Below are 23038 nucleotides of genomic sequence, written 5' to 3'. Positions count from 1 at the left end.
TTGGAGATCCCCTTTTATTGTACTACGCAACGGCCCTCCCCGTCCTTATATAACGATGAAAGCCCCATATTCCGCCAATCGAACATGGGGCTTCGACGCTACTCGAACGGTCAAGAATTGAAGTTCAGAACGTAAGGCTGAGCACCGTCCATCGTCTTAAGACCGTTCCATGTCGCGGCATCGGTAATGCCGGATTGGAATGACAGCTCGTAGACTTTACTGGACTTTAGTTCATTACTCAGCTTAAGCACGACTTCCGTGACGATCTTTTTCGGATCCCCGTTTTCCACATACGCAATATCGATCCAGTCTCCGCCCTTCTCCCGAATCCGGAACGCACTTACGTTAACATTCGTTACGGGTTCGCTGAACACTACCTTCACGGTCTTGCGATCCATCATGTACGTCTGGCTAGCGAACGGAATCGGATTGTCGACGACCGTGCCCCCGAAGTCCGCTTGATCCGAATTATTGTCGGATTGCAGTGCGACAAGCCCCGCGATTCGAGCCGTATAGAGATGCCCGGAAAGGAATAAAGCCGGATTACTTTCCTTCGTCCGGAACTGGATCGTTGCCGTACGGTCCGTTCCTGGTTTCAATATCGCATAATCCGCCCAATCCTTCAGGTTTACGTCCGAACCGTTGTCCTTCAAGCCGGCCAGGCTTATGCGATTGATGTCGTCATTAGAGAGCGGACGGTCAAATGTAACCTCGATCGTATTTTTGTTAATTGCCTTTATGTTTTGCACTTTAATGGGCACGATCGGATTCGATACCGCGCCGAACTTCCAGTTCGTGGAATTATCCATGACGTTGCCCGCAAGATCGGGAATGCCGCTTACCGTTAACATGTACACGGTAGCATCTTGCTGTTGAGACGTTCTTAAATACACCGTCGTTCCATCGTTCCCCAGCGTCGCTTGAGTAACGGCAAGCCCTTTGTCGATCGCGTAGTGATACGTCTGAACGGCCTGCTGCGGATCGATTTTCTCGCTAAATTTCACGCTGACGACCGCCGTCGTGACATCGATCTTCACTTCCGTTACCGTCGGCTTCGTATTGTCGTTGCTGCCGACGAAATAAAGGTCGCTGCGTTGATCCATGACGTTACCCGCCAAATCCTTTACGTTACGGACGGTTAGCCGATAGGTTTTGCCGTTCGACTGATCCGTGGTCGTAAACGTGACCCGCCTCAAATCCGAAGAGAGCTGCGGGTTCGAAGCCAACCTTAATCCGTCGCTTAGCGAATAATTGGAAGAGTTCGTCGCCGAATTCTGATCTACAGGCTCGGAGAACACGATTTCGTAAGTCTTGTAGACGATTTTCGTAGGTTGCGAAATGATCGTAGGTTTCGTAGTATCATCGGACACGGATACGTAATTCCAAGGGTTCCCATCGACGTATAACGTATGCGTAATTCCTCCGATCTGCCGATCGGTCCAAAGGATGATCGACAATCCGTCTTGGCCGACGATCGCTTGCTGAATCGCTCTTGTATTGCCATACGTGTCCTTCAAGGCGAATCTTCCTAGCTCGATCTTGTCTCCGCGCTCGTACAGGTTCACCCTTACCGATTGATTGGACAGCTGCTCCACGGATCTTACGCGAAGCGGTTGGGTATGGTTATCCTCATACACGGCGTATGCCGCTTCCACCAATAATCCGCGCGACGCTTCAATCGTATAGTCGCTTAATTGGGGAATAAGCTTACGGTCGAGCGCCAACCCGACGGCTCCCCTCGCCCACTTGGAAACTTTCCCCGTAACCGGAGTCGAACCGCTTCCGTATAGTCCATAGCTTCGCGTAAACACGGCTGCCAACTGCTCCACCGTCACGTTCTGCAAGGGCGAGAATATTCTGCTGCTCGTTCCGCCCATTAGCTTAGCGCGGGTGACGGCCTCGATTTCCAGGAACGACCAACGAGTCTTCAGCACGTCGCCGTAGCTGGAGGTGAAATTCCCTCCCGGAAGGTCTAGTAAGCGGAACAGTACCGCGGCCAGTTGTTCCCTCGACATCGGGTCATACAGATGAGAGCTCCCGTCGGCGTAACCGGTAAAAATGTTTTTCTGCTTAAGCACGTCGAACTTCTGCTCCGTGCTTAAATTGGATGCTCCATTTGCCGTATACGGTACGCTAATCAGCATCAGCAAGGCAAGCAATCCGATCATCGTTTTCCTCATCCCGTTACCTCCTTGTGTCCGCCGAGGTAGACGTTGAATATCCTCATGCGGCGGTCACAAAGTTTGACGCTGTGTAGATACGTTTTGTTTCTTAGATGAGAAAATATTTATAAAATAGATACGAAATGAAGCAACTTGTCCGAATAACGCCTTACGAAAAAAGCCATCCCGCGTCCGAAGACATCGAGAATGGCCTAATAATAACGATTTCACAAATAATGCTCTAACCTCTGGAGAATCGGTTCGGGGAATGCTTGCAAGGCTTCGATATTTTCTTGCCGTTGGCAAGGCGCAACCAACTGTCGAAGTCCGTCTTCCCCTCATCCCCTTGCTTCAGTCGGATCACGCGCGCCCCACGCTGGTAAAGCCAGCGCCCGTAGGTGTGATATCCGGTTGCCCGGCCATAACATAGCCGAATGCCGTGCAGCTTTCCCGAGTAATCGTTAATATGGTCGTGCCCGCAGAACGTTCCCATCATCGCTTCCGAGCGGACCATCGCGGCGAACATGCCCGAATTCAGCTTCGGGGCCTGCACTCGCTCGTAACGATGTCCGTAACATACCCGTTCGTTCCATAGGTCCCTATATTCCGGGAGAGGAATGTGAAAGAACGCGAGCGAGGGTACGGGACGATCTCCATTGTCTATCCGCAAAAGCCGCGCTTGCGCTTCGAACCAGTCAATCTGGCTACGCTCGATCCACCCGTAACCGGGAACGGAAGGCAGCTTAGAATAATCCCCGCTGTCGATAAAATAGAGAGCTGCCGCGGTTTCTCCATTACGGCCCGCAACTAGCTCGACGAAATTGCCGACTCCGGCTACGTCGGCCGGTCCCGCTTGTGCGATCGAACCCGAGTGCTCTAATTGAACTTCCATCAGTCTCTTCCGCGTAACTTCTCCTTCGCAATCGTGATTGCCGAACGTCGCGGCCCAAGGAATGCCGCTGCTCTCCGCCAAGGAAACAGCATCGCGGAACGATTGATACGGGTCTCGGCAATGCAGGCTCTCGATGACGTCTCCCGTGAACACGATGAGATCCGGTCGCTCTTCGGCGAGCACCCTCTCCATGAGCGCTTTCGTGCGCTGGTCCGCGGACTCGCCGTTCTTCCAATGCAGATCCGTAAATTGCACGATCGTAAACGTTCCGTCGGGTCGAAATCTCAACCTTCTGCTCATCCCATTACCTCGCAATCGGGTATCCGCTATTCTCGTAACGCATCGTAAAGCTTGCTGCTCATGCTCGGTCCCGAGCCCGTCTGCAGCGCTTTTCTAGCTTTAAGAAGCTCTTCCTTCAGCCTTTGATTCTCGGATTGGAGAGCTTGCAAGGCTTCTTTATTCGCTTCTCCCTCGGTTTCCGACAGCTTACGGCCGTTCGCGTAATATCCGTCCGATTCGTAACGTCTGAACGCGATCTCAGCTTCCGGAATGCCAAGCGACCGGATATGCCGATCGATGCATTCCGCCGCTAGATCGCGAACGCGCGGCCCGCGTTCGAACCAATTCACTTCGACGAACGGATAAGAGGCAACGAATTGCCCTTCGTAAACGGCGGTAGTGGTCAGGCATTCGAGCACAATATAATCCTCCGGACATTGGCAAATGACGGCCAGCTCGGCGACCAACGCTTGGCTGACCTCGCGAATTCCATCGGGGGCAACTCCCCGGATAAGCAAGTGAGGCATAGTTAATAACGCTCCTTCTTGATCGAAACGAGTTAATCGTGCGGTCTATAAGGCGAATAGGTTTCGTAAATAAGGATTGAGAAAAATGCCTTCGGGATCCATCCTGCTTCTCATCTCCAGAAACTTGTCCCACATGGGGTAGATTTCCTTCAACCGTGCTGTTTTTAAAGTGTGCAGTTTGCCCCAATGCGGGCGCCCGCCATACTTAAGGAATATACGTTCCATGTCGGCAAAATAGTTCTCGTGCGGCATCCCCCGGTACATATGGACGGCGATATAAGCGGAGTCCCGGTCATAAGCGGGACTCAACCAAATTCGATCCGCTTGGGCGAACCGGCATTCGATCGGGAAGTGCACGCGATAACGCCGTTTCTCTATCGTCTCTCGCATTTCCCTGACGACATCCCCCATCGCCTCGATCGGTAGATTGTACTCCATTTCATTGAATCGAACAAGTCGGATCGTAGCGAACGCGCGATGGCTTTGCGCGACTTTGACTCCGGTCGGAAACGCCGCCGCGATCATCCGGCTAACCGGAGCGCATAGCCGAGGCACCCGCTTACACAGGGAAGACAACGCTCCGAGCGCTGCGTTCTCCAGCAACACGTCGTTCACGTAGTCGCTTATTTTCGCCGAAGTTTCCGGTTCATCCGTCTCGTTCAGCGTTTTGATCTGGCACGGATCGGCGTAAGGAAACCAATAAAACTCGAAATGACGGTTGTTGGCCGTAAGCTCTGGAAGCCTCTCCAAACAGTCGGTCAACTTAGTTCTCGAACTCTCGTAACGAAGCTTGTAGGCAGTTCGCAGCTTAAGCGTCACCTGTACGATGATGCCGAGGGAGCCGAGCGATATTTGCAAAGCTTTGAACAAATCCGGATGGGATTGTTCGGAGCAATCCAGCACCTCGCCGGTGCCCGTAACGACCGTAATGCCTATAATCTGCGTCGCGAGATTGCCGAACTTGAGTCCCGTCCCGTGCGTCCCCGTGCTGATCGCGCCCGCGATCGATTGAACATCGATGTCGCCCAAGTTTTCCTGCGCCAAGCCTTCCGAGTATAGAAGCTCTCCGAGCTTCTTAATCTTCGTTCCCGCCCAGACGGTCGCGGTATGCGCTTCCTTATTCAACTGCAAAATGCCCTGCATCCGGTCGAGCGACAAAAAAACATCGTTGGACGCGGCGATCGCGGTAAACGAATGACCCGAGCCGACGACGCGCAACGTCCGGCCTTCCGCGCTGCACAGCTTGACCACGTCGACGACTTCCTCGATATGGCTAGGGTAAAGAACCGTATGCGGTTTCGCTTTTACGATGCCTGACCAGTTGCTCCATCTACGTCCGCTCTTGATCATAAGAAGTTTTCCCCCATGCCCCGATATGTCGAATATTCTCCTACAATCGTTCCGTTCGAGATGACATGTAGCGAATCGAACCGTTCGCACAGTTCCCCTGCTTTGGCGTGCCGGAAGAAGACGGGATCCCCCAGCTTCAACGCACGATGGGTTTCATCGCTGCATAACAATGGCGTCTGCACTTCTCCCGCACCTTCTAGCGGGAACAGTCGCAACCCCGCCGGCAAATGGGGCTTCGGCAACTTCGAAGGGTCTGCCGCGCCGGAGGCGGTATACCCGCCCCCCAAGCAAGTCACGATATCGTTGCGGGGAGCCCTCACGATCTCTACGGCGAATCCAGCGGCAGGCTGGTATTTGAATGACTGGTAATGATCGAACAACAAGGGACTATAAAAACCCGATCCCGAGGTCAATTCGGTCACCGCGGATTCCTCTCGCGAACTGGCAAAGCTTCCCGTCCCTCCCGCGTTGACGAAACGCAACGATATCCCGAGCTCCCCGATACGTTGGACGATCTCCCCTCTGCGGCTCGCGACCTCGCGGATCGAACGGTTCTTCAAGTAACGGACGATACTGTTCTTAAGCGCGGCGCCCGGAACTTGATCCCCGACTCCCGCGATCTGCGCCTCGTAACCCATGATCCCGTCCAGCCACGCCCAAGAGGATTCGACAATGACGTCCACGACGGGCTTGACGTTATCCCATCCGTTTAATGGAGAACGCCATACGCCGAAGCGAAGTCCCGGATAAGAAGCCGACATGTCGATGTCGAGACACAGTGGAACGCGAACTCCGCGTTCTTGGGCGATAGCCTCGATCCGGAGGACATGCTCTATACAATCCACCATGAACGTAATCCGGCGACCTTCTCCGATGAGATTAACGAGTTCCCGGATACCCTCATCATCCCAAGTCGGATAGCCGAGCAGTAAATCGTCGAACCCTTGTCGCGCCAGGAAGGCCGCTTCTCCGGCCGTATAGCACATTATCCCTTGATATCGCTCGTCGGATTGCAGAATGTGCCGCAGAACCTCGACGGAACGAATCGACTTGCTCGCCAAACGAACCGTTTTGCTACCCGCCGCCTTGGCGATCTCCCCGATGTTATAGTCGAGCAAGTCAAGATCGAGGTAGGCGAAAGGCATCGGGACTTGCGAGAAACAATTCTTATATACTTCGTAGTCTGGAGTCAGGTCGATTCGCCCTCTCGTCTTCGAATTAGCGAAGCAGCTTGCGGATAAGAGCTAATCCCCGCTTCGAATCGGGGTAGCGAAAAGGCAGATCGAACCGGTGAGATTGCTTCAGAATACCTTTATAGTGGGAGAAGGCTTTAAATCCGTGTTCCCCATGATAGCTGCCTATGCCGCTCGTCCCAATGCCGCCGAACGGCAAATTCGGGTTGCCGGGATGAACGATCGTGTCGTTGACACATCCGCCGCCGAACGGAATTCGGCCAACGATCTCATCTTGAAACCGGGGGTTTCCGGAGAAGACGTACAATGCCAACGGCTTAGCGTTCGCCTGTACCGTCGCGTAAATTTCTTCGGTTCTCTCGTACGTAAGAACGGGAAGCACCGGTCCGAAAATTTCTTCTTGCATAACTTTCGATTGAAGGGTTACTCCTTCAAGGAACGTCGGCGCGATTTTGCGGGCGACATCGTCCGTCTGGCCGCCAAACGCAATGCGACCTTCGCCCAAATAACCGACAATCCTGCGATAGTTCTTATCATTAACGATACGGACGTAATCCGGATTCGCGATCGGATCGCTGCCATAGAAGGATTCGACCGTCGCGGCCATGCGTTCTAGCAGTTGCTGCTTCACTTCGGCATGCACGAGCAAATAATCCGGTGCAACGCACGTTTGACCGGCGTTCGACATTTTGCCATAGACGATACGTTTAGCTGCAAGCTCCAGGTTTGCGTCCTTGTGCACGATACACGGACTTTTGCCTCCCAGCTCTAGCGTCACCGGAATTAGCTGCTTGGCGGCGGCTTCCATGACGATTCGCCCTACGACGGAGCTCCCCGTATAGAAAATATGGTCGAACGGCTGCTTAAGCAACCGTTCGCTTACTTCGGCTCCGCCTTCGACGGAAGCGATATATTCCGGCCGGAAAGTCTCTCCGATGAGACGCGTCAGCACCGCGGAAGTGGCCGGGGCCATCTCCGAAGGCTTCATGACGACCGTATTGCCCGCGGCAATCGCGGCGACCATCGGCATGATCATTAAGTTAACGGGGTAATTCCAAGGACCTATGACTAACGATGTGCCCAGCGGCTCGGGGACGATTCGGCTGCTTGCCCCCAAGTGGGTAAGCGGGGTTTTGACCCTCCTCGGTTTCGACCAGCGGCGAACGTGGCGCCTGGCGAAGCGGATCTCGTTTAACGCGAGTCCGATTTCCAGCGCGTAGCTTTCCTTCTCGGGTTTGTTCAAATCTTGCTTCAACGCCGCCATCAGGCCCGCCTCGAAGCGCCGCACGGCTTCATACAGACGGCTTAGCTGCTCTCGGCGGAAGGCGATCGATCTCGTCGCCCCGCTCCGGTAATAATTCTTCTGGTCGTACACAAGCCTATTTATCGTATCGGCATCCGCCGACTCGGCGATGCCCTGCGAATGATTCGAATCGTTCATGGGTCCTGCTCCTTAGACGGCCAAGCGCCGCTTCTCTCTTATTAGAATTATCTAGGCAGATAGACCCTGATGTAAAGACTTTTCTGACAATTTGCCGCTTGCGTGCGAATAAGGTATTAAGATATGATCGAATCACACTTGGAGGTGTTCCGATTATGGCAAATTCGAAAGCGAAGCAGCTAAGATTAAGGAAGATAAGGGAAGGACGCAACGACCCCGAGATCGGCCGGATCGAATGGCGGAGAAAACCGCAAACGCAAGTCGTGCAGAACAAGAAAGCAGAGCAGCGCCGTACGCAATGCCGCCGCAAGGGCAGCAGCGACGGCGCTTATTTTTTGTTTCCGCGTGACCGTTGGATTGTTGCGGAAAATTGCGGATAAGTATGATAGGATCTCTGTAAATCCCCATTCCCTAAAGCCGGAGGCTTGTCCGATGAGTAGCGTGCCCCCCCGTTCGAGATGGTCCGTCATCGTTTCTTATTCGTTATTGGTAGCGGTTACCCAGCTGCTGTGGGTCACTTTTACCCCGATAACGAAAGCATCCGCCGATTACTGGGACGTCTCGATAGACGCGGTCGGCTGGCTCTCTCAAATATTCCCGCTCGCGTACGTCGTGTTGGCTCTGCCTTTCGGCTACTGGGCAGACCGTTCGTTTAAGGGTAGCTTGACTATCGGAGCCTTGTTAACGGGAATAGGCGCTATCGTGCGCGTTTTTCATGGTTACGAATTTTCTCTTGTCGGACAAATCCTGATTTCCGTCGGACAACCGCTCGTCCTGAACGGAGTGAATAAGCTCGCCGCGCAATACATCGCTCCGGAACGCAGACCGCTCTCCATCGCCATCGGATCGGCAAGCCTATTCGTCGGTATTATGGTCTCCACCGTGAGCTCTCCTTTCCTGATGCGGGACTTAGGAATGAATTCGATTCTGGAAGCTCAGGCTTGTATTAGCGTCTGCGCCGTCCTCTTATTTCTATTCGCCCTGCTAAGGGCTCGTCCCGACTATATGGAAGAGATGACGGCTTCGCCCGCGCCGATTCGAGACCTCTGGTCTCGCGGCTGGGTCAAACAATACAGCTTCCTCTTATTTCTCGGTTTCGGTTTATTCGTAACATTAACGACGTGGTTGGAAGTGTTGTCTACCGAACACGGCTTCACCGGCGAACAAGTCGGGTTCGCGCTCGGCGCGATGACGCTCGCCGGCATCGTCGGCGCGGCGTTCATCCCGGAGTGGGCGATTCCCGGATTAAGAGGAAGAGGCGTGTTATGCGCCTCACTCGCCGTAAGCGCCGTCATGTTGATAACGCTCTTCGCCAGTTCATCCTTCTGGCTATTCGCGGCGCTCCTCGCATTGTCCGGATGCCTATTGCTCGCCAATCTTCCGATTATTCTTTCCTCGGCGGAAACTCAAGCCCCGTCTGGCTCGGCCGGAACCGTTACGGCGGTGCTGCTGCTATTCGGCAACTTGGGAGGCATCGTTCTTACCTTGGGCGTTCAGTTCATGCTGGGGAGTCGAATAGCGGCCATCGGTTTCCTGATCGTTGCCGTAGCCGTTACGGTTCCGGTAGCTTTGCGATTCCCCTCGTTGTCCGGCAATCCGCCGCGCGATCACGTTTCGTGATGGTATTTTTTTCGGGCGTATCGTCCTAGAAGATTTACGAGTCCGTACAAAATAACCGACAACAGCGCCAGCATCGTAATGCTCACCATGACCAGGTTCATCTGGAACACTTGCCCGCCGTAAATAATCAAGTAACCCAGCCCAGCTTTGGAGGATAGGAACTCCCCCATCACGACCCCGACGAGCGTTAACCCTACATTTACCTTTAAAGTCGCGATAAAATGGGGAACGCTTGCCGGCAACAGTACCATCCGAAGCATCTGCAGCTTCGTCGCCCCGAAGGATTCCATCAACTTAAGCTTCGTCTTGCTGATTTCCTTGAAGCCGCTCTCCACCATAATGATCGTAACGATAACCGAGATCGCCACGGCCATTCCGTACACCGAATAACGGTCCCCCAACCAAATGTAGAAAATCGGCCCCAACGCAACTTTGGGTAAAGCGTTTAATACGACGATATATGGCTCAAGCACCTTCGAAGCAAAGGTCGACCACCAGAACAGAACGGCTATTGCCGTTCCCAGCGCCATGGAGACGACGATTCCGGCCAGCGTCTCTTGGGTGGAAATCCAAGTATGATGGAGCAGGCTTCCTTTCGTCGCCATCTCGCGGAAAGAGCTCCACAAGAGGGATGGTTTACTCGTAAGCATCGGATCGATCCACTTCAGCCGGGCCGCGAGCTCCCATAGGAAAAGGAAAGCCGCAAGCACCGACAACCGGGCGAGCCCGATGAGCCATTGCTTGCGTTTCAGCGTCCGTAGATAACGTTCATATAACGGAGACGACATGATCCTCGAGCTCCTTCCAGATCGCGTTGAAGTAATCGTGGTAGCGGCCGGCTTGCCGTTTGCTCCATGGAGACAACTGCTCGCCTTCGTCGAACCGGATCTCGCGGACGGAGGAAATCGTGCTTGGCCGTTTCGTCATAACCATGACGCGGTCCGCCATGCTGATCGCCTCGGAGATGTCATGGGTAACGAGCACTGCCGTTTTCCCTTGATCTTTAATAATATGGAACACTTCCTCCGACAGAGTAAGACGGGTTTGGTAGTCTAACGCGGAGAAAGGTTCATCCAGCAGCAGAATATCCGGTTCCGCCACGAGCGTTCGGATGAGGGCAACCCGTTGGCGCATTCCCCCGGACAACTGGGACGGCGCATGCCGCACGAATTCCCCTAGTCCGTAACGCTCCAGCAGCTCTACGGCTTTTCGCCTCGCCTTGACCCGATCCATTCTGCGAATTTCCGCGCCGACCGTTACGTTGCTGAGAACGTCCCGCCATTCGAACAGATGGTCGTGCTGCAGCATATAGCCGACTTTCGGGGACGTGCCCGATACTTCGACGCCGTCGATCATGACTGTGCCCGAAGTCGGCTTCAGCATCCCGGAGATCAGGGAGAGCAGCGTGCTTTTGCCGCAGCCGCTCGGCCCTACGATACTGAGGAATTCCCCTTTCCCGATCGAGAGGTTAATATCGCGCAGCGCTTCCGTCTCTTGCCTTGGAGTAAAATAGCTTAACCCGACCCGCTTCAACTCGATGTGGTCTGGTTGCTTGGCGGTATCGGAAGTCGGCAACCGTTCGTTGTGCCCCGCCATGCCGTCAGTCCGATTTGCCGATATTGCCGACGAAGCTCATGTCAACGACGGCGTCCATTTTCGTTACCTTGTCTTCCGCCTTCAGTACGCCGTTCTCGACGAGGACGTTCTGCAGCGTGTCGAATTGCTCTTGGGTTAACTCGGGATCCGTCGACCATGTACCTTGCTTCTTGTAGTTCTGAACGGATTGGAGGATGATATCGTCCGGAGTCGCGTCGAAATAGGGCTTCAGGGCTTTCACGATATCATCGTCGGAAGCGGAATTCAGCCATTTCGTCCCTTCGGCGACCGCGTTCGAGAACTTCCGGATGACGTCCTGGTGAGCTTTAATATAATCGGAGGTAGCGACGTAAGATGTCTCCGGGTAAGCTCCGAACGTGTCTCCCAGCGAGGCGGCGTAATAAGCTTTGCCTTCCTTCACGAGCGTGGAAGCTACCGGCTCGAACAATTGGATGAAGTCGCCCTGACCGCTGGCGAATGCGCCTGCCATCGCGGTGGATGCGATGTTCGTGACGACGTTGACGCCGGATGTTTTCTCTTTCGTCAGAGTGGAATTCAGCACCATCTGCGGCGAACTGCCCGGTCTCCAGCCGATGACCGTCTTGCCTTCAAGGTCGCTCCATTTGAAGTTATCGAGCTTCTCGCGCGATAGCAGGAACGATCCGTCCTTGGATGTGAGCTGGTGGAACACCTTCAGCGTTTTTCCGCCTTTTTGGTTGTAGACGTAGATCGTCGTTTCCGGTCCGATCAATGAAATATCGGCGGTACCCGCGATGAGCGCGGCCGCGCCTTTGTCGGAGCCTTGGGCCGTGTTCATGTCGACGTTAAGGCCTTGCGCCTTGAAGAAGCCCTGAGACATGGCGACGTAATGCGGCGCGTAGAAAATGGAACGGATAACCTCGGAAAATTTGACCGCAGTCAATTCGTCGGACTTGGATTTATTGCCGCACGCGGAGACGGATAAAATAAGTAAAAGGGCGGCTAGAAGCAGAAAGGCCGGCTTGGCGAGTTTGCTTTTGCTCATGGTCGTTCTCTCCCTCTTTTGTTGGCTTGCTTGTATATGAACGGCTCTGTGCGAGCCGGTATGACCTGCGGCAACGCCAAAGAAGCCTTGAATAGGTATTATCCTATTCAAAGCTTAGGCGGTGGGTTCTTACCTAGTTGGAACTGGAGATGGACTTAGGGGTCTCACAGGACTCTAACTAACTCTCGGTCGCTTGTTCCATCGAATTAATGGCCTCGTAGGACACTAACTCACTCTCGGTCGCTCGTTTCGTCGAATTAGAGGCCTCGCAGGACACTATCTCACTCTCGATAGCTCATTTCGTTGAATTAAGGGTCTCACAGGACACTATCTCACTCTCGGTCGCTCCTTCTGCACGCTTAAGGGTCTCCCAGGACACTAACTTACTCTCGGCTACTCCTTTTGCACACTTAAGGGTCTCACAGGACACTATCTCCCTCTCGGCTGCTCCTTTTGCACACTTAAGGGTCTACCAGGACACTATCTCACTCTCGGCTACTCCTTTTGCACACTTAAGGGTCTACCAGGACACTAACTTACTCTCGGTCACTTGTTCCGTCGAATTAGGGTTCCGCTATTGGGCGCATCCATGTACATTGGGTCAAAATAGCGGAACCCTCTTCCGCTATTGGGCGCATCCATGTTCCTTAGGTAGAATTAACGGAACGAGAGCACGTTATTGGACGCGTCGATGGTTATCTCGCTCCAATCGAGGCCAATCCTTCTACCGCCCTTTACTCCTTAATAACGACTCCGAGCAGATGGGAGAAGCTTCTGATTTGATCCGATCGGACGATGCAGCCTTGGAGTCCCTCCAATGTCACGCCGAGCGCCTGAAATTCGCAACTGCTCAAGTCGATTCCCGCCAGGTTCGCGCCGACGAATTGCGCTTGATCCAGATCCGACTTCGCGAACTCCGATCGAACGATCGTCGCTTCGTAGAAATCGGCCTTGTCGAAGTTGCTGCCCGACACGGAGACGAACTTCAGGTCCGCGAAACGGTACACCGAGTATTGCCCGTTGCACTCGTCGAATTTGACGTTGCGCATCGTCGCGTTCGACAAGTCGAAGCCCAGCATCTTGCAATGGTTGAACTCCACCCTATGCAGAATCGCGTCGCGGAAATTCACGTTCGACAGATCGCAGCCGTCGAATACGACATCCGTCAGTTCTACTCTCTCCAAGCTTACTTGATCGAACAAAACATGATCGAACACGACACGGTCGAAGCCTACTTTGTCGGCGTTTTGATTCGATATCGCTCCCTGTTCGAACCGCGCGTTTTCGAACAATTGCTTGTCCTGAATCTCGTAGTCCGAGACCGTAAGAGTATCTAATTGGTTAGGAATTCTAGGCGCATCCGGGGCATTGTTCTTGTCTTTGTCTTTCTCTTTGCTCTTGGGTTTGTAATTTGCCATAAGGCCGATGCCTCCGTTGGAAAATAAAATGAAAAGGGACCGTTCCCCGTTCAGCCATTATCGGCCTAGGGAGCAGTCCTTCTATTATGGACGAACCAGGTACGTATGAGAAGCCGCTTCTTCCCTAATGCCTGTCCCCTCACACATAAAGCAGGATCGCGAAGAAGTGCATAACCGATCCGGCCATGACGAACACGTGCCACACCGCATGGTGATACGGAAATCCTCGCCAGACGTAGAAGATCGATCCTACCGTATAGAGCACCCCTCCGATGATGAGCAATTGCAGGCCTTCCGGAGTCAGCAGCTCATGCAGCGGTTTCCATGCGAATACGATCAACCAGCCCATCATGACGTAAAATAACGTGGACAACACCAAATATTTTTTCGTGAAAAAGGCTTTGAAAACGACTCCCCCCACCGCGAGCCCCCACACGATCCCGAACAACGTCCATCCGAGCGGGCTACGAAGGGTCACTAGCAACAGAGGCGTATACGTACCCGCGATGAACAAATAAATACACGAATGATCGAACGTCTCGAACAAATCTTTGACTTTGCCTTCCGGAGAAGCATGAACGAGCGTCGATGCCGTATAAAGCAGCAGCATGGTCACACCGAAGATCGTAAAGCTGACGACGTGCCAGGCCGTTCCCTCCAAACTCGCGAATACGATCAGCAGCACGAGCCCGGCAATGCTTAGCAGCGTTCCGATGCCATGCGTGATCGCGTTCGCGATTTCTTCTTTTTTCGAATAGACGTGCGTGTCCCCCATCTTTATTCCTCCTAAACGTTGCGCCGGTATTCTTGGGGCGTCAATCCCTCTTGTTTCTTGAACCGCTGGATAAAGTAACTCACGCTTGGATAGCCGCAGCTTAGCGCGAGGTTCGCGAGCGGCATGTGCCGGTTCTCGATGAGCATTTGCTTGGCCTGGCGAATTCGGCATAACGTGATGAATTCCATTGGGGATAAGTGCGTCAATTTCCGAAACAGCTTGCAAAAATAAAAGGTGCTGACGTTCGCCCGATCCGCCCATTCCTTCAACTCGAAAGGTTCGCAAGCCCGTTCTTGAAGCTCGGGCATCAAACTCATGACCAGGTCCGCGCTGCTCCTGTCTTTCCTCGGTGCAAGCGGCGTCGCTTGCGTCACGTATTCGGCCACGATCGCATAAGTCAGCGTCGACAAGACGGCGGGTTGCCACAATTTGTTTTTCTCCGCGCCTTCGATTAGTGATCCGAACGACCGAACAAGCCCCTCCCGCTGCTTCATCGTCCAAAGACTCGTGAGATAGAAGCCTTTCTCCGCTAAAAATTCCTTGATCTTCGTTCCGTAGAAATGCACGAAATAGACTTCCCAGGGTTCCTCTTCGCTCGAGTAATAATGCTGTGCTTGATAAGGGGAGAAAAGAAATGAATCGCCCGCCTTGAGCTCGTACGTCTTGCCGTCGATTTCCACGTAACCTCTGCCTTGGGTAACTAGATGCAGATTGAAGTGCGGAAACTCCCCCGACCTTCGCGTGCAGACGTGCTGCGGTTCTTCATTAATCATTCCGACCGCTTCCGGAAAACACGGAAAATGGTTCGCATCGATGCTCGGCAATGCGATATTCTTGTACATTCGGCGTACACTCCAATAACAATATCGTGATATTGAAATCAAAATATTTAGATATAACGAGGATAGTTATTCTAGTATGATAACAATATTATATAACAATAAACGAGGTGCTTCCATTGCCGCAACAACTGAACTGGGGAGTCATTGGCGCAGCCGGAATCAACGGCTCCGTCGTACCCGCCATTCAAGCTTCATCCACGGGACGAGTTATCGCGATCGCGAGCAGGGATACGGCCAAAGCGGAGGCAGCCGCGCTCAAATACGATATCCCTTCTTTTTACGGCAGTTACGAGGAGCTATTGAAAGATGAACGGATCGATGCTGTGTATATTCCGCTTCCTAACCATCTGCACAAAGAGTGGACGATCCGCGCCGCGGAAGCCGGCAAGCATGTCCTGTGCGAAAAACCCCTTGCCTTAGACGCAGCCGAGGCGCAACATATGGTCGACGCATGCGAAAAAGCGGGAGTGAAGCTGGCCGAAGCCTTCATGTACCGCCATCATCCGAGGCTGGAACGAATCAAAGAAGTCATCCTCTCGGGAGAGATCGGAGAGCTCCGCGGCTTGCGCGGCGCCTTTACGTTTAACGGAGCCGCCAACAAGGACAATGTCCGATTCCGCGCGGAATGGGGCGGGGGGTCGGTGTACGACGTCGGCTGCTATCCGATCAGCGCAGCTCGGTACATTCTCGGCAGCGAGCCGCTTGCCGCGACCGCGCACGCGTTATTCTCAGCGGAGCACGGTGGCGTCGACATGATGTGCTCCGGCTTGCTCGAGTTCCCAGGCGATATCGCGTTAACCTTCGACTGCGGCATGTGGGCCGACTTCCGGAATTCGCTGGAAATCGTCGGAACGGACGGCCGAATCGAAATTCCCGGCGCTTTTCTCCCGAACAAGGAAGATCCGGACTTCGTCATCTATTCCAATGGTAAGTGCAGGGAGGACAAAGCGTTTTCCGCCAACCAGTACACGCTGCAAGCGGATCGATTCGCTCGTTCCGTCTGGGGCGAAGACTCCCCTCTCATGCCTGCCGAAGACCCGGTGCTAAACATGCGCGTTATCGATGCCGTGCTTAAGTCCGCGCGGGAGAAAGCGAGGATCGCTCTATGACAAATTTGCCAATGATTCGGATTACCGATTCTATCGAATGCTCGAAGCTCATCCTCGGCTCCATGATGCTGAAAGAAGAAAATATGGAACATGCCTCGGAAATCATGGATGCTTACGCCGCGTTGGGCGGCAATTGCATCGATACCGCTCACGTATACGGAGTTAGCTGCTCCAGAGCCGTAGGTTTATGGATGCGCGAGAAAAACAACCGGCAGGACATCGTCATTATCGGAAAAGGAGCGCACCCCTATGGAAGCCCCCGCATGACACGGGAGTTCATGGAGCAAGATTTGCTCGATACGTTCGAACGGATGCAGACGGATTATGTCGATATCTTCATGCTACATCGGGACGATCCCGAGAAGTCGGTCGGTTACATTCTCGAATCCATGAATGCATTGCTGGAAAACGGATACTGCCGCTCGCTAGGAGTATCGAACTGGACGGTCGCGCGCATTCAGGAAGCGAACGAATATGCGACTTCCCACGGTCTTGTTCCATTATCATGCAACAGTCCGAACTTAAGTCTGGCCAAGCCGAACGAGGCACGTTGGGAAGGCTGCGTTTCCGTCTACGCCGACGACCTGAAATGGCACGAACGCTCGCAATTGCCGCTGCTGTCGTGGTCCTCCCAAGCCGGTGGTTTCTTCACGGGCAGATACGATCGGGACAATGGAGACCCGGAAATCCGACGCGTTTACTATAGCGAAGCGAACTGGGAACGATATCGCAAAGCGGAAGTTCTGGCGGAGGAAAAAGGCGCGTCCACGAACGACATCGCGCTCGCTTACGTGCTCAGCCAGCCGTTCCCGGTCTGTGCGTTAATCGGCCCTAACTCGGCTGAAGAGCTTCATTCGAGCGCTCGGGCGCTGAGCGTGCAGTTATCCCCTGCCGAAGCAGCGTGGCTGGATCAGGCCTAGCGCACGAGCGTACGAGCTCAATCGTCGCTAACTATACACTCGCCAATTCCCGTTCGAGCCGGCTTCTACTATTCCCGCTTTCGTTAAGTAGGCAGCGATGATCTCCGTCATGTCCACCGTAACCTCCCGAACGACCGTTTTGCCTCGGAACATACGGTAATTGCCCCCGCCCGAGGCCCGGTAGTGGTTCATGACGACGTCGATCTCCCTATGCGGTTCTAGCGGGCTACCGTCGAAAAGTAAATTCTCGACCCGGCTGCCCGCCGGGCGGGATACGTTAATCCCGTATTCGATTCCTTCCCACATATCATAGTTAAAGTGTTGCGGCTTCGGAAGCAGGTAGGAAGTGTTTACCTCTATGGATCCTCCGGGCACGGATTGCGCAAAATACATAGCTGTCCATTCGAGCGCTTCCCGAATATCCCTTCCGCTCAGGCGCAGCACCTTCAACGTATTGGGAAACGGATAGTTCGCCGTCACTTCCCGCATCGAAACGAGCGGACCGAATCCCGGAGCCAGGTTATCGAATAAGGACGTACAGGAAATTTCCGCCCCCGTCGCTTCCATCTGAATCTTATTGATCAGCTCGACCAAGGGATGTTCCGTTAACCTCGCGGCCGCATGGTCGATTACCCGCATTTCTCCGCGAACCTCGCACAGCGGCTTGTCCAACCAACGCTGCGTGTTATTCTCACTCGTCTGAACGCGGGCAATAAGAGCCTTGTCGGGTTCGGCCTCTCCCGCTTCAAGCAATTCACTACGGATGCTCTCGAGTTTCCAATTCCCGCCTTGTTCCTCGTTGTCGCCCCGTACTAACGTCAGCTCTATTTTCGCTATACAACTCCCCTGATATCCCGGTTGAACCGTCCAAGTATTGCCGATCCGTACCCCTTCGATCCTTTGGTGTTGATGTCCCGTGATAAGCAGGTCGATCCCCTCGACTTCCCGGCAAATGCGCCACCCCTCGTTTTCTCCCGTCTGTTCCTCCACCTCGTCTCCCGTAACGACATCGCGTTCGAAACCGCCATGATAAGAAACGATGACGACATGCGCGCCTTGTTCTCTAACATAAGGAACCCATCGTTTAGCCGCTTCCGTCGCCGATTCGAACCGAAAACCTTCGATATTCGCCGGTTGCTCCCAATTCGGAATGTAAGCCGTCGTTAACCCTAGCAGACCGATTCTAAATCCTTCAGTCATTTCGATAATCCGATAGGGCACGCCAAAATACGGCTCTCTTGTCCTTTCGTCCAGCACGTTCGCGGATAACCAAGGGTATTCGGACTGTTGCCACGCCCGTCGCAGGAACGGTTGTCCGTAATTAAATTCATGGTTACCGGGAACGAAAGCATCGAGTCTAAGCGCGTTCATCGTCCCCACGATCGGATGGGGCGTTACTTCGTCCATAACGGCATGATAATACGCCAAAGGAGTTCCCTGAAGCAAATCCCCGTTATCGATCAGGAGCACGCGCTCCCGTTCTTCGCGAACCTTTTGTATGATTGAGGCTAACTTAACTAGCCCGTACTCCGTTGCCTTATTGTCCACATAGCGAATCGGCAATAGATGGCCGTGAACATCGCTCGTTGCCAGAACCGTAACTTGCATCTCCCTCTTGTCGCTCATTTGGTCTCTCTCCTCAACATATTCGCTAGTTTTATTAATTCGAAATTTTACATATTATCTCCAAATTTAATACATAACGCCATTTAACAAAATATTTCGATGGTAGATTAAGGCATGTACCGCCCATTATGGCCAATAGAAAGAGGAGGAGTTAGAAATCATGCTTAACCGTTTGCCGAAATTCCGTATGTTGCTCGTCATCTCTATCGTAATGCTCGTCATCGCCGGGTGCGGCAACAAGAACGACAACTCCAACGCAAGCTCGGAATCGCCGTCCGCAACGAACACGGAGTCCGCTAGCCCCGAGCAATCGAGCGAAAGCCCTAGCCCAAGCGCGGAAGGCTACGTTCCTACGGAATTGACCGTACAATTCGTGCCATCCCAGAACGCCGAGACGTTAGAAGCCAAAGCGAAGCCGCTCGAGAAGCTGCTTTCCGATAAACTGGGCATACCGGTCAAAGTCAGCGTATCCACCGATTACAATACGATTATCGAAGCCATGCAATCCAAGAAGGTCGACGTAGGCTTCCTGCCTCCGAACACTTACGTGCAAGCTAAAGAGATGGGCGCGGCGGAAGTTATCCTTCAAGCTCAACGTTTCGGCGTGAACGAGAAGGACGGCACTCCGACGACTGAACTCGTGGACAGCTACAAGTCGATGATTCTCGTCAAAGCGGATTCCGGAATCAAGACGCTTGCCGATTTGAAGGGCAAGAAAATCGCCTTTCAGAGCGCAACTTCGTCGGCCGGTTACGTTTACCCTGCCGTTGAGATGAAAAAAGCGGGAATCGATCCGAACACGGATGTAACGAGCATCGAATTAAAAGGTCACGATAAAGGCGTTCTCGCGGTTCTCAACGGCGATGCGGACGCTGCCGCCGTGTTCCAAGACGCTCGCAACATCGTCAAGAAAGACGTGCCGGATATTTTCGAGAAAGTCGTTCCAATGCATTTCACGATTCCGATTCCGAACGATACGATTTCCGTTCGCGCCGACATGAACAAAGATTGGATCGCGAAGATTCAAGACGCGTTCATCAGCCTCGGACAAAACGAAGAAAGCCACAAAATCATTTTCGAGATCTACTCCCACGAAGGCTACGTAAAAAGCGACGACAGCCATTTCGACTCGGTTCGCGAGTATGCCGCGGCATTGAAGTAAGAGTACGGAACGGTTAGAAAAAAGCTCGGACGGTCCAAAGCCCTGCAGGGGTGGACCGTCCGGTTTTTTGTTATTGTGGCCCATTTCGCGTTATGACTTCCCTTGTACCAATCTGCGGCGAAGCTTGCCGGACAACCAATCGATCGCCGTAACGAGTACGATAATGCCGAGTAGAATGATGCCGACCCGGCTCCACGACCGGCCTTCCATCGCGAAAATAAGCGGCGTTCCGATGCCTCCGGCTCCAACGGCGCCCAGGATGGCCGCCGAACGCACGTTAATCTCGAGACGGAACAAAGCAAAGCTCAGATATGCGGGAATCGCCAGCGGCACGACCGCATGCCAGATCGTCTGCAGCCGATTGGCGCCGCACGCCTTCAGCGCCTCGGACGGCCCCATGTCCAGATCCTCGATCGCCTCCGCGTTCAGCTTGCCCAGCATCCCGATCGAGTTGATCCCGATCGTCAGCACCCCCGCGAAAGCTCCCGGCCCGACCGCTTTGATGAAGATGATCGCCATAATAATGTCCGGGAACGTACGGATAAGACTTAACGTAAACGTCGATGCCCCGGAAAACAGCCTGAACTTGATCAAATTGCGCGAAGCCCAAATCGCAAACGGAATCGTTAGCACGACGGAAATCGAAGTGCCAAGGAGCGCGATCGCGAGCGTTTCGCCGAGCCCCCGTAGCAAGTCCTCTCCGTCCTTCAAGTAAACATAGTTCCAATCCGGATGGAACAACCCCCGGAATACCGCCGTCGTAATCTGCCAGGCCGTCGGCTTGATACCCGCGAACGGAATCCCTCGGAACGCCCATACGTATACCGTAATGACCGCCGCGAGAATGACCCATGTGCGCCATTTGGCGTAAAACGGCTTCGGAGGAGCCGGATAGGCCGGAAGAGTCGAGCCTTTCAGTGAGGTTCTCGTCGTCATAGGAGCTTCCCCCTCACCTTGGAGCTGACTGCGTCTATTATTAGTACGATGGCGAGCGTAAACAGAATAATGATAAATGTCTGGTCATACCGAAACATCCCGAGCGTTCTGTTCAAGTAAATGCCTATGCCTCCCGCTCCCACGATGCCCAGAATGGCCGCCGCCCGAATGTTGATCTCGAACATATACATTACGAATCCGATAAATTGCGGCATGACTTGGGGAACGACTCCGTAATGAATCCATTGCAAACGTCCGGCTCCGACCGCGGTCATCGCTTCAAGCGGACCGTCTTCGATCGTCTCGATTGCCTCGTAAGCCCATTTTGACAAAATTCCGAAGGAGAAAAAGGACAGTGCCAAAGTTCCCGCGAGCGGTCCGTAACCGAAAATCGCTGCGAATAGCGCGGCGAACAGCAAGTCGGGAATCGTTCGCGACAGATTGAGCGCGAGTCTGGCCGGACCGCGAAGCAACCAGTTCTTCGTTACGTTCCCTGCGGCCAGGAAAGCGATCGGCAGAGCGAAAATCGCTCCGAAAGTCGTACCCAAAATAGCCATCTGAACCGTCTCCACCATCGGTTTGACGACGACCCGGACATAGTCCCAATCGGGCGGGAACATTTTGGCGATAAACTTGCCCATCTCCGGAAGCCCGTCGACAAGTTCGGGCAGCGAAGCTTCCGTCTCCTTTGCGCTGTACCATAGAATCGCGAGAAGAAGCGCCGCCGTCAACCCGTTCTTTAGCGACTTCGATGGCTTCTGAGGCAATTGGGAAATCGGATTAGCCGGCTTCATGCGCCATTCCTCCCAATCGTTCATCTGCTGCAACGGGACGGCCGTAGATTGCGGAGAACGCTTCGTCGGTCGCCTGTTCGGCGGTTCCGTCGAACACGATCTCTCCCGCCCTGACCCCGATAATCCGAGTCGCGTATTCCCTTGCCAAGTCGATAAAATGCAAGTTCACGACGGTCGTGATCCCGAGTTCCCGATTAATTCTTTGCAGATCGTCCATGACTTGGCGCGTCGTTAACGGATCGAGCGAGGCGACCGGTTCGTCCGCGAGTATGATCTTCGCTTCCTGAGCAAGTGCTCGCGCGATCGATACGCGCTGCTGCTGCCCGCCGGAGAGCTGGTCGGCTCTCTGATAAGCCTTTTCCAACATATTTACCCTTCCTAACGCGCCGAAAGCCAGGTCCATGTCGCGCTTAGGGAACAACCCGAGCATCGTCCGGATTGTCGAATGATAGCCTACTCTTCCCGCGAGCACGTTACGCAGCACCGAGGATCGCTTCACGAGGTTAAAGCTTTGGAAGATCATGCCGATGCCCCTGCGCATGACCCGAAGCTCGCGTCCGCGGGCCGCCGTAATGGATTGGCCGTCGACGAGAATTTCACCCGAGCTGATCTCGTGCAGCCGGTTGATGGACCGAAGCATCGTTGATTTGCCCGCCCCGGACAAACCGACGATGACTACGAATTCTCCTGGCTCGATACGCAGATCAATGTTGTTCAAGCCGACCGTTCCGTTCGGATACACCTTGCTTACTTTCTTGAATTCAATCATGGAATGTGCCCTACCTCCGTTAAAAAATGCCGTCTAATTTTGTCGGACGCATCGCGCGATTGCGGCATTCCTAGCAGAAATTCGGCGCTGTTCGGCGCATTCCTCCGGGATTTTGTAATTTAACATTTATTTGACAGTCATGCGCAAAAGATAACATGGCGCTTACTCAATCGCTCAATAACCTTCGAACGGCGAGAACAAAACTTTATCTTCTCAAAACCGCAGTCACTAACCAAGGCGACTTCTCTTCGTACTCTCTGCCCTCAGCAAACGTAGCAATTCAACGACCCTTACTAACTAAAATCAATGAACACTACTAGCTAAATTCAACGAACCCTGCTGACTCTACTAACTCTGCTGCCCCGTCTAACTCTGCTGCCCCATCTAACTCTGCTAACCCTACTGTTCCGCCAACCTGCAAAAAGTACTGTAGGAAACTCCGATTCAGTAAGAAAACGAGCAACAACCTGCAAAAACGGCTAGGCCCCTTAAATCTGGAGTCTGTCCCTTAAAAGAAGCCGCTCAGTTAGCGTAGCTCTTTATTTTGAGTTCTTACAGTGCTCTGTAAAATTGTGAGCGGTCTTCAAGCTGCATTACCCACTC

At 53.6% G+C, this 23038-nt stretch carries 21 protein-coding genes; 5 read left to right on the top strand and 16 right to left on the bottom strand.

Going from position 1 to position 23038, the window contains the following annotated elements:
* Nucleotides 1–110 precede the first annotated feature (110 nt).
* The 6 genes from D7Z26_RS26860 to D7Z26_RS26835 form a co-directional block, all read right to left on the bottom strand.
* The gene (locus D7Z26_RS26860; protein ID WP_120980114.1) at nucleotides 111–2180 is read right to left on the bottom strand and encodes an Ig-like domain-containing protein; all 2070 of its coding nucleotides are present in this window, start codon (nucleotides 2178–2180) and stop codon (nucleotides 111–113) included.
* A 223-nt stretch (nucleotides 2181–2403) separates the two neighbouring features.
* Nucleotides 2404–3354 carry a metallophosphoesterase family protein gene (locus tag D7Z26_RS26855; RefSeq protein ID WP_120980113.1) on the bottom strand — a complete coding sequence of 317 codons (951 nt, stop codon included), beginning with the start codon at nucleotides 3352–3354 and terminating at the stop codon, nucleotides 2404–2406.
* 26 nt (nucleotides 3355–3380) lie between these two features.
* Nucleotides 3381–3860 carry a DUF1904 family protein gene (locus tag D7Z26_RS26850; RefSeq protein ID WP_120980112.1) on the bottom strand — a complete coding sequence of 160 codons (480 nt, stop codon included), beginning with the start codon at nucleotides 3858–3860 and terminating at the stop codon, nucleotides 3381–3383.
* A gap of 45 nt (nucleotides 3861–3905) precedes the next feature.
* Entirely contained in the window at nucleotides 3906–5210 is a 1305-nt protein-coding gene (locus D7Z26_RS26845; protein ID WP_120980111.1) for a D-arabinono-1,4-lactone oxidase, read from the bottom strand.
* A complete protein-coding gene (locus tag D7Z26_RS26840) occupies nucleotides 5207–6355 on the bottom strand; it encodes an amino acid deaminase/aldolase (protein ID WP_120980110.1) in 1149 nt (382 codons plus the stop codon). Before D7Z26_RS26840 ends, D7Z26_RS26845 begins: the two co-directional genes overlap by 4 nt.
* Before the next feature lie 73 nt (nucleotides 6356–6428).
* Entirely contained in the window at nucleotides 6429–7844 is a 1416-nt protein-coding gene (locus D7Z26_RS26835; protein ID WP_120980109.1) for an aldehyde dehydrogenase, read from the bottom strand.
* Between the two features lie 155 nt (nucleotides 7845–7999).
* Here D7Z26_RS26835 and D7Z26_RS26830 point away from each other — a divergent pair, with 155 nt between their 5' ends.
* Both D7Z26_RS26830 and D7Z26_RS26825 read left to right on the top strand, forming a co-directional pair.
* The gene (locus D7Z26_RS26830) at nucleotides 8000–8224 is read left to right on the top strand and encodes a hypothetical protein (RefSeq protein ID WP_120980108.1); all 225 of its coding nucleotides are present in this window, start codon (nucleotides 8000–8002) and stop codon (nucleotides 8222–8224) included.
* A gap of 52 nt (nucleotides 8225–8276) precedes the next feature.
* On the top strand, nucleotides 8277–9464 hold the full coding sequence (locus D7Z26_RS26825; protein WP_120980107.1) for an MFS transporter: 1188 nt from the start codon (nucleotides 8277–8279) through the stop codon (nucleotides 9462–9464).
* Here D7Z26_RS26825 and D7Z26_RS26820 read toward each other — a convergent pair.
* The 6 genes from D7Z26_RS26820 to D7Z26_RS26795 form a co-directional block, all read right to left on the bottom strand.
* Nucleotides 9452–10252: an ABC transporter permease gene (locus tag D7Z26_RS26820; protein WP_120980106.1), complete on the bottom strand. Its 801-nt coding sequence runs from the start codon at nucleotides 10250–10252 to the stop codon at nucleotides 9452–9454. The two genes, D7Z26_RS26825 and D7Z26_RS26820, sit on opposite strands and share 13 nt — an antisense overlap.
* Complete coding sequence (locus D7Z26_RS26815; protein WP_120980105.1) at nucleotides 10233–11060, bottom strand: ABC transporter ATP-binding protein; 828 nt, start codon at nucleotides 11058–11060, stop codon at nucleotides 10233–10235. The genes D7Z26_RS26820 and D7Z26_RS26815 overlap by 20 nt, the downstream gene beginning before the upstream one ends.
* A 4-nt stretch (nucleotides 11061–11064) precedes the next feature.
* Nucleotides 11065–12084, bottom strand: a complete 1020-nt coding sequence (locus D7Z26_RS26810) for an ABC transporter substrate-binding protein (RefSeq protein ID WP_120980104.1) — start codon at nucleotides 12082–12084, stop codon at nucleotides 11065–11067.
* A 734-nt stretch (nucleotides 12085–12818) separates the two neighbouring features.
* Nucleotides 12819–13502, bottom strand: coding sequence for a pentapeptide repeat-containing protein (locus tag D7Z26_RS26805; RefSeq protein ID WP_120980103.1), 684 nt, complete (start codon nucleotides 13500–13502; stop codon nucleotides 12819–12821).
* A 139-nt stretch (nucleotides 13503–13641) separates the two neighbouring features.
* Entirely contained in the window at nucleotides 13642–14277 is a 636-nt protein-coding gene (trhA, locus tag D7Z26_RS26800; RefSeq protein ID WP_120980102.1) for a PAQR family membrane homeostasis protein TrhA, read from the bottom strand.
* 11 nt (nucleotides 14278–14288) lie between these two features.
* A complete protein-coding gene (locus tag D7Z26_RS26795; protein ID WP_120980101.1) occupies nucleotides 14289–15119 on the bottom strand; it encodes an AraC family transcriptional regulator in 831 nt (276 codons plus the stop codon).
* A 116-nt stretch (nucleotides 15120–15235) separates the two neighbouring features.
* Here D7Z26_RS26795 and D7Z26_RS26790 point away from each other — a divergent pair, with 116 nt between their 5' ends.
* Nucleotides 15236–16228 carry a Gfo/Idh/MocA family protein gene (locus D7Z26_RS26790; protein WP_120980100.1) on the top strand — a complete coding sequence of 331 codons (993 nt, stop codon included), beginning with the start codon at nucleotides 15236–15238 and terminating at the stop codon, nucleotides 16226–16228.
* Nucleotides 16225–17148 (top strand): aldo/keto reductase, encoded by a 924-nt coding sequence (locus tag D7Z26_RS26785; protein WP_120980099.1) that lies wholly within the window; start codon nucleotides 16225–16227, stop codon nucleotides 17146–17148. The genes D7Z26_RS26790 and D7Z26_RS26785 overlap by 4 nt, the downstream gene beginning before the upstream one ends.
* 27 nt (nucleotides 17149–17175) lie before the next feature.
* On the opposite strand, the gene D7Z26_RS26780 is transcribed toward D7Z26_RS26785, so the two are convergent.
* Nucleotides 17176–18774, bottom strand: coding sequence for a bifunctional metallophosphatase/5'-nucleotidase (locus tag D7Z26_RS26780; RefSeq protein WP_120980098.1), 1599 nt, complete (start codon nucleotides 18772–18774; stop codon nucleotides 17176–17178).
* Nucleotides 18775–18934: 160 nt separating this feature from the next.
* Between D7Z26_RS26780 and D7Z26_RS26775 the strand changes: the two genes are divergently transcribed.
* Nucleotides 18935–19936, top strand: coding sequence for a phosphate/phosphite/phosphonate ABC transporter substrate-binding protein (locus D7Z26_RS26775; protein ID WP_120980097.1), 1002 nt, complete (start codon nucleotides 18935–18937; stop codon nucleotides 19934–19936).
* Nucleotides 19937–20026: 90 nt separating this feature from the next.
* Here the strand turns inward: D7Z26_RS26775 and phnE (D7Z26_RS26770) are convergent, their stop codons facing one another.
* From phnE (D7Z26_RS26770) to phnC, 3 genes are read right to left on the bottom strand one after another with little or no spacing between them, the layout of a single operon-like run.
* Nucleotides 20027–20872 (bottom strand): phosphonate ABC transporter, permease protein PhnE, encoded by an 846-nt coding sequence (phnE, locus tag D7Z26_RS26770; protein WP_120980096.1) that lies wholly within the window; start codon nucleotides 20870–20872, stop codon nucleotides 20027–20029.
* Complete coding sequence (gene phnE, locus D7Z26_RS26765) at nucleotides 20869–21666, bottom strand: phosphonate ABC transporter, permease protein PhnE (RefSeq protein ID WP_120980095.1); 798 nt, start codon at nucleotides 21664–21666, stop codon at nucleotides 20869–20871. Before phnE (D7Z26_RS26765) ends, phnE (D7Z26_RS26770) begins: the two co-directional genes overlap by 4 nt.
* On the bottom strand, nucleotides 21653–22435 hold the full coding sequence (gene phnC / locus D7Z26_RS26760) for a phosphonate ABC transporter ATP-binding protein (protein ID WP_120980094.1): 783 nt from the start codon (nucleotides 22433–22435) through the stop codon (nucleotides 21653–21655). The genes phnE (D7Z26_RS26765) and phnC overlap by 14 nt, the downstream gene beginning before the upstream one ends.
* Nucleotides 22436–23038 lie beyond the last annotated feature (603 nt).

This window comes from Cohnella endophytica, assembly GCF_003628305.1.
Taxonomy (GTDB): Bacteria; Bacillota; Bacilli; order Paenibacillales; family Paenibacillaceae; genus Cohnella; species Cohnella endophytica.
This window is presented reverse-complemented; position numbering and strand designations above follow the sequence as displayed.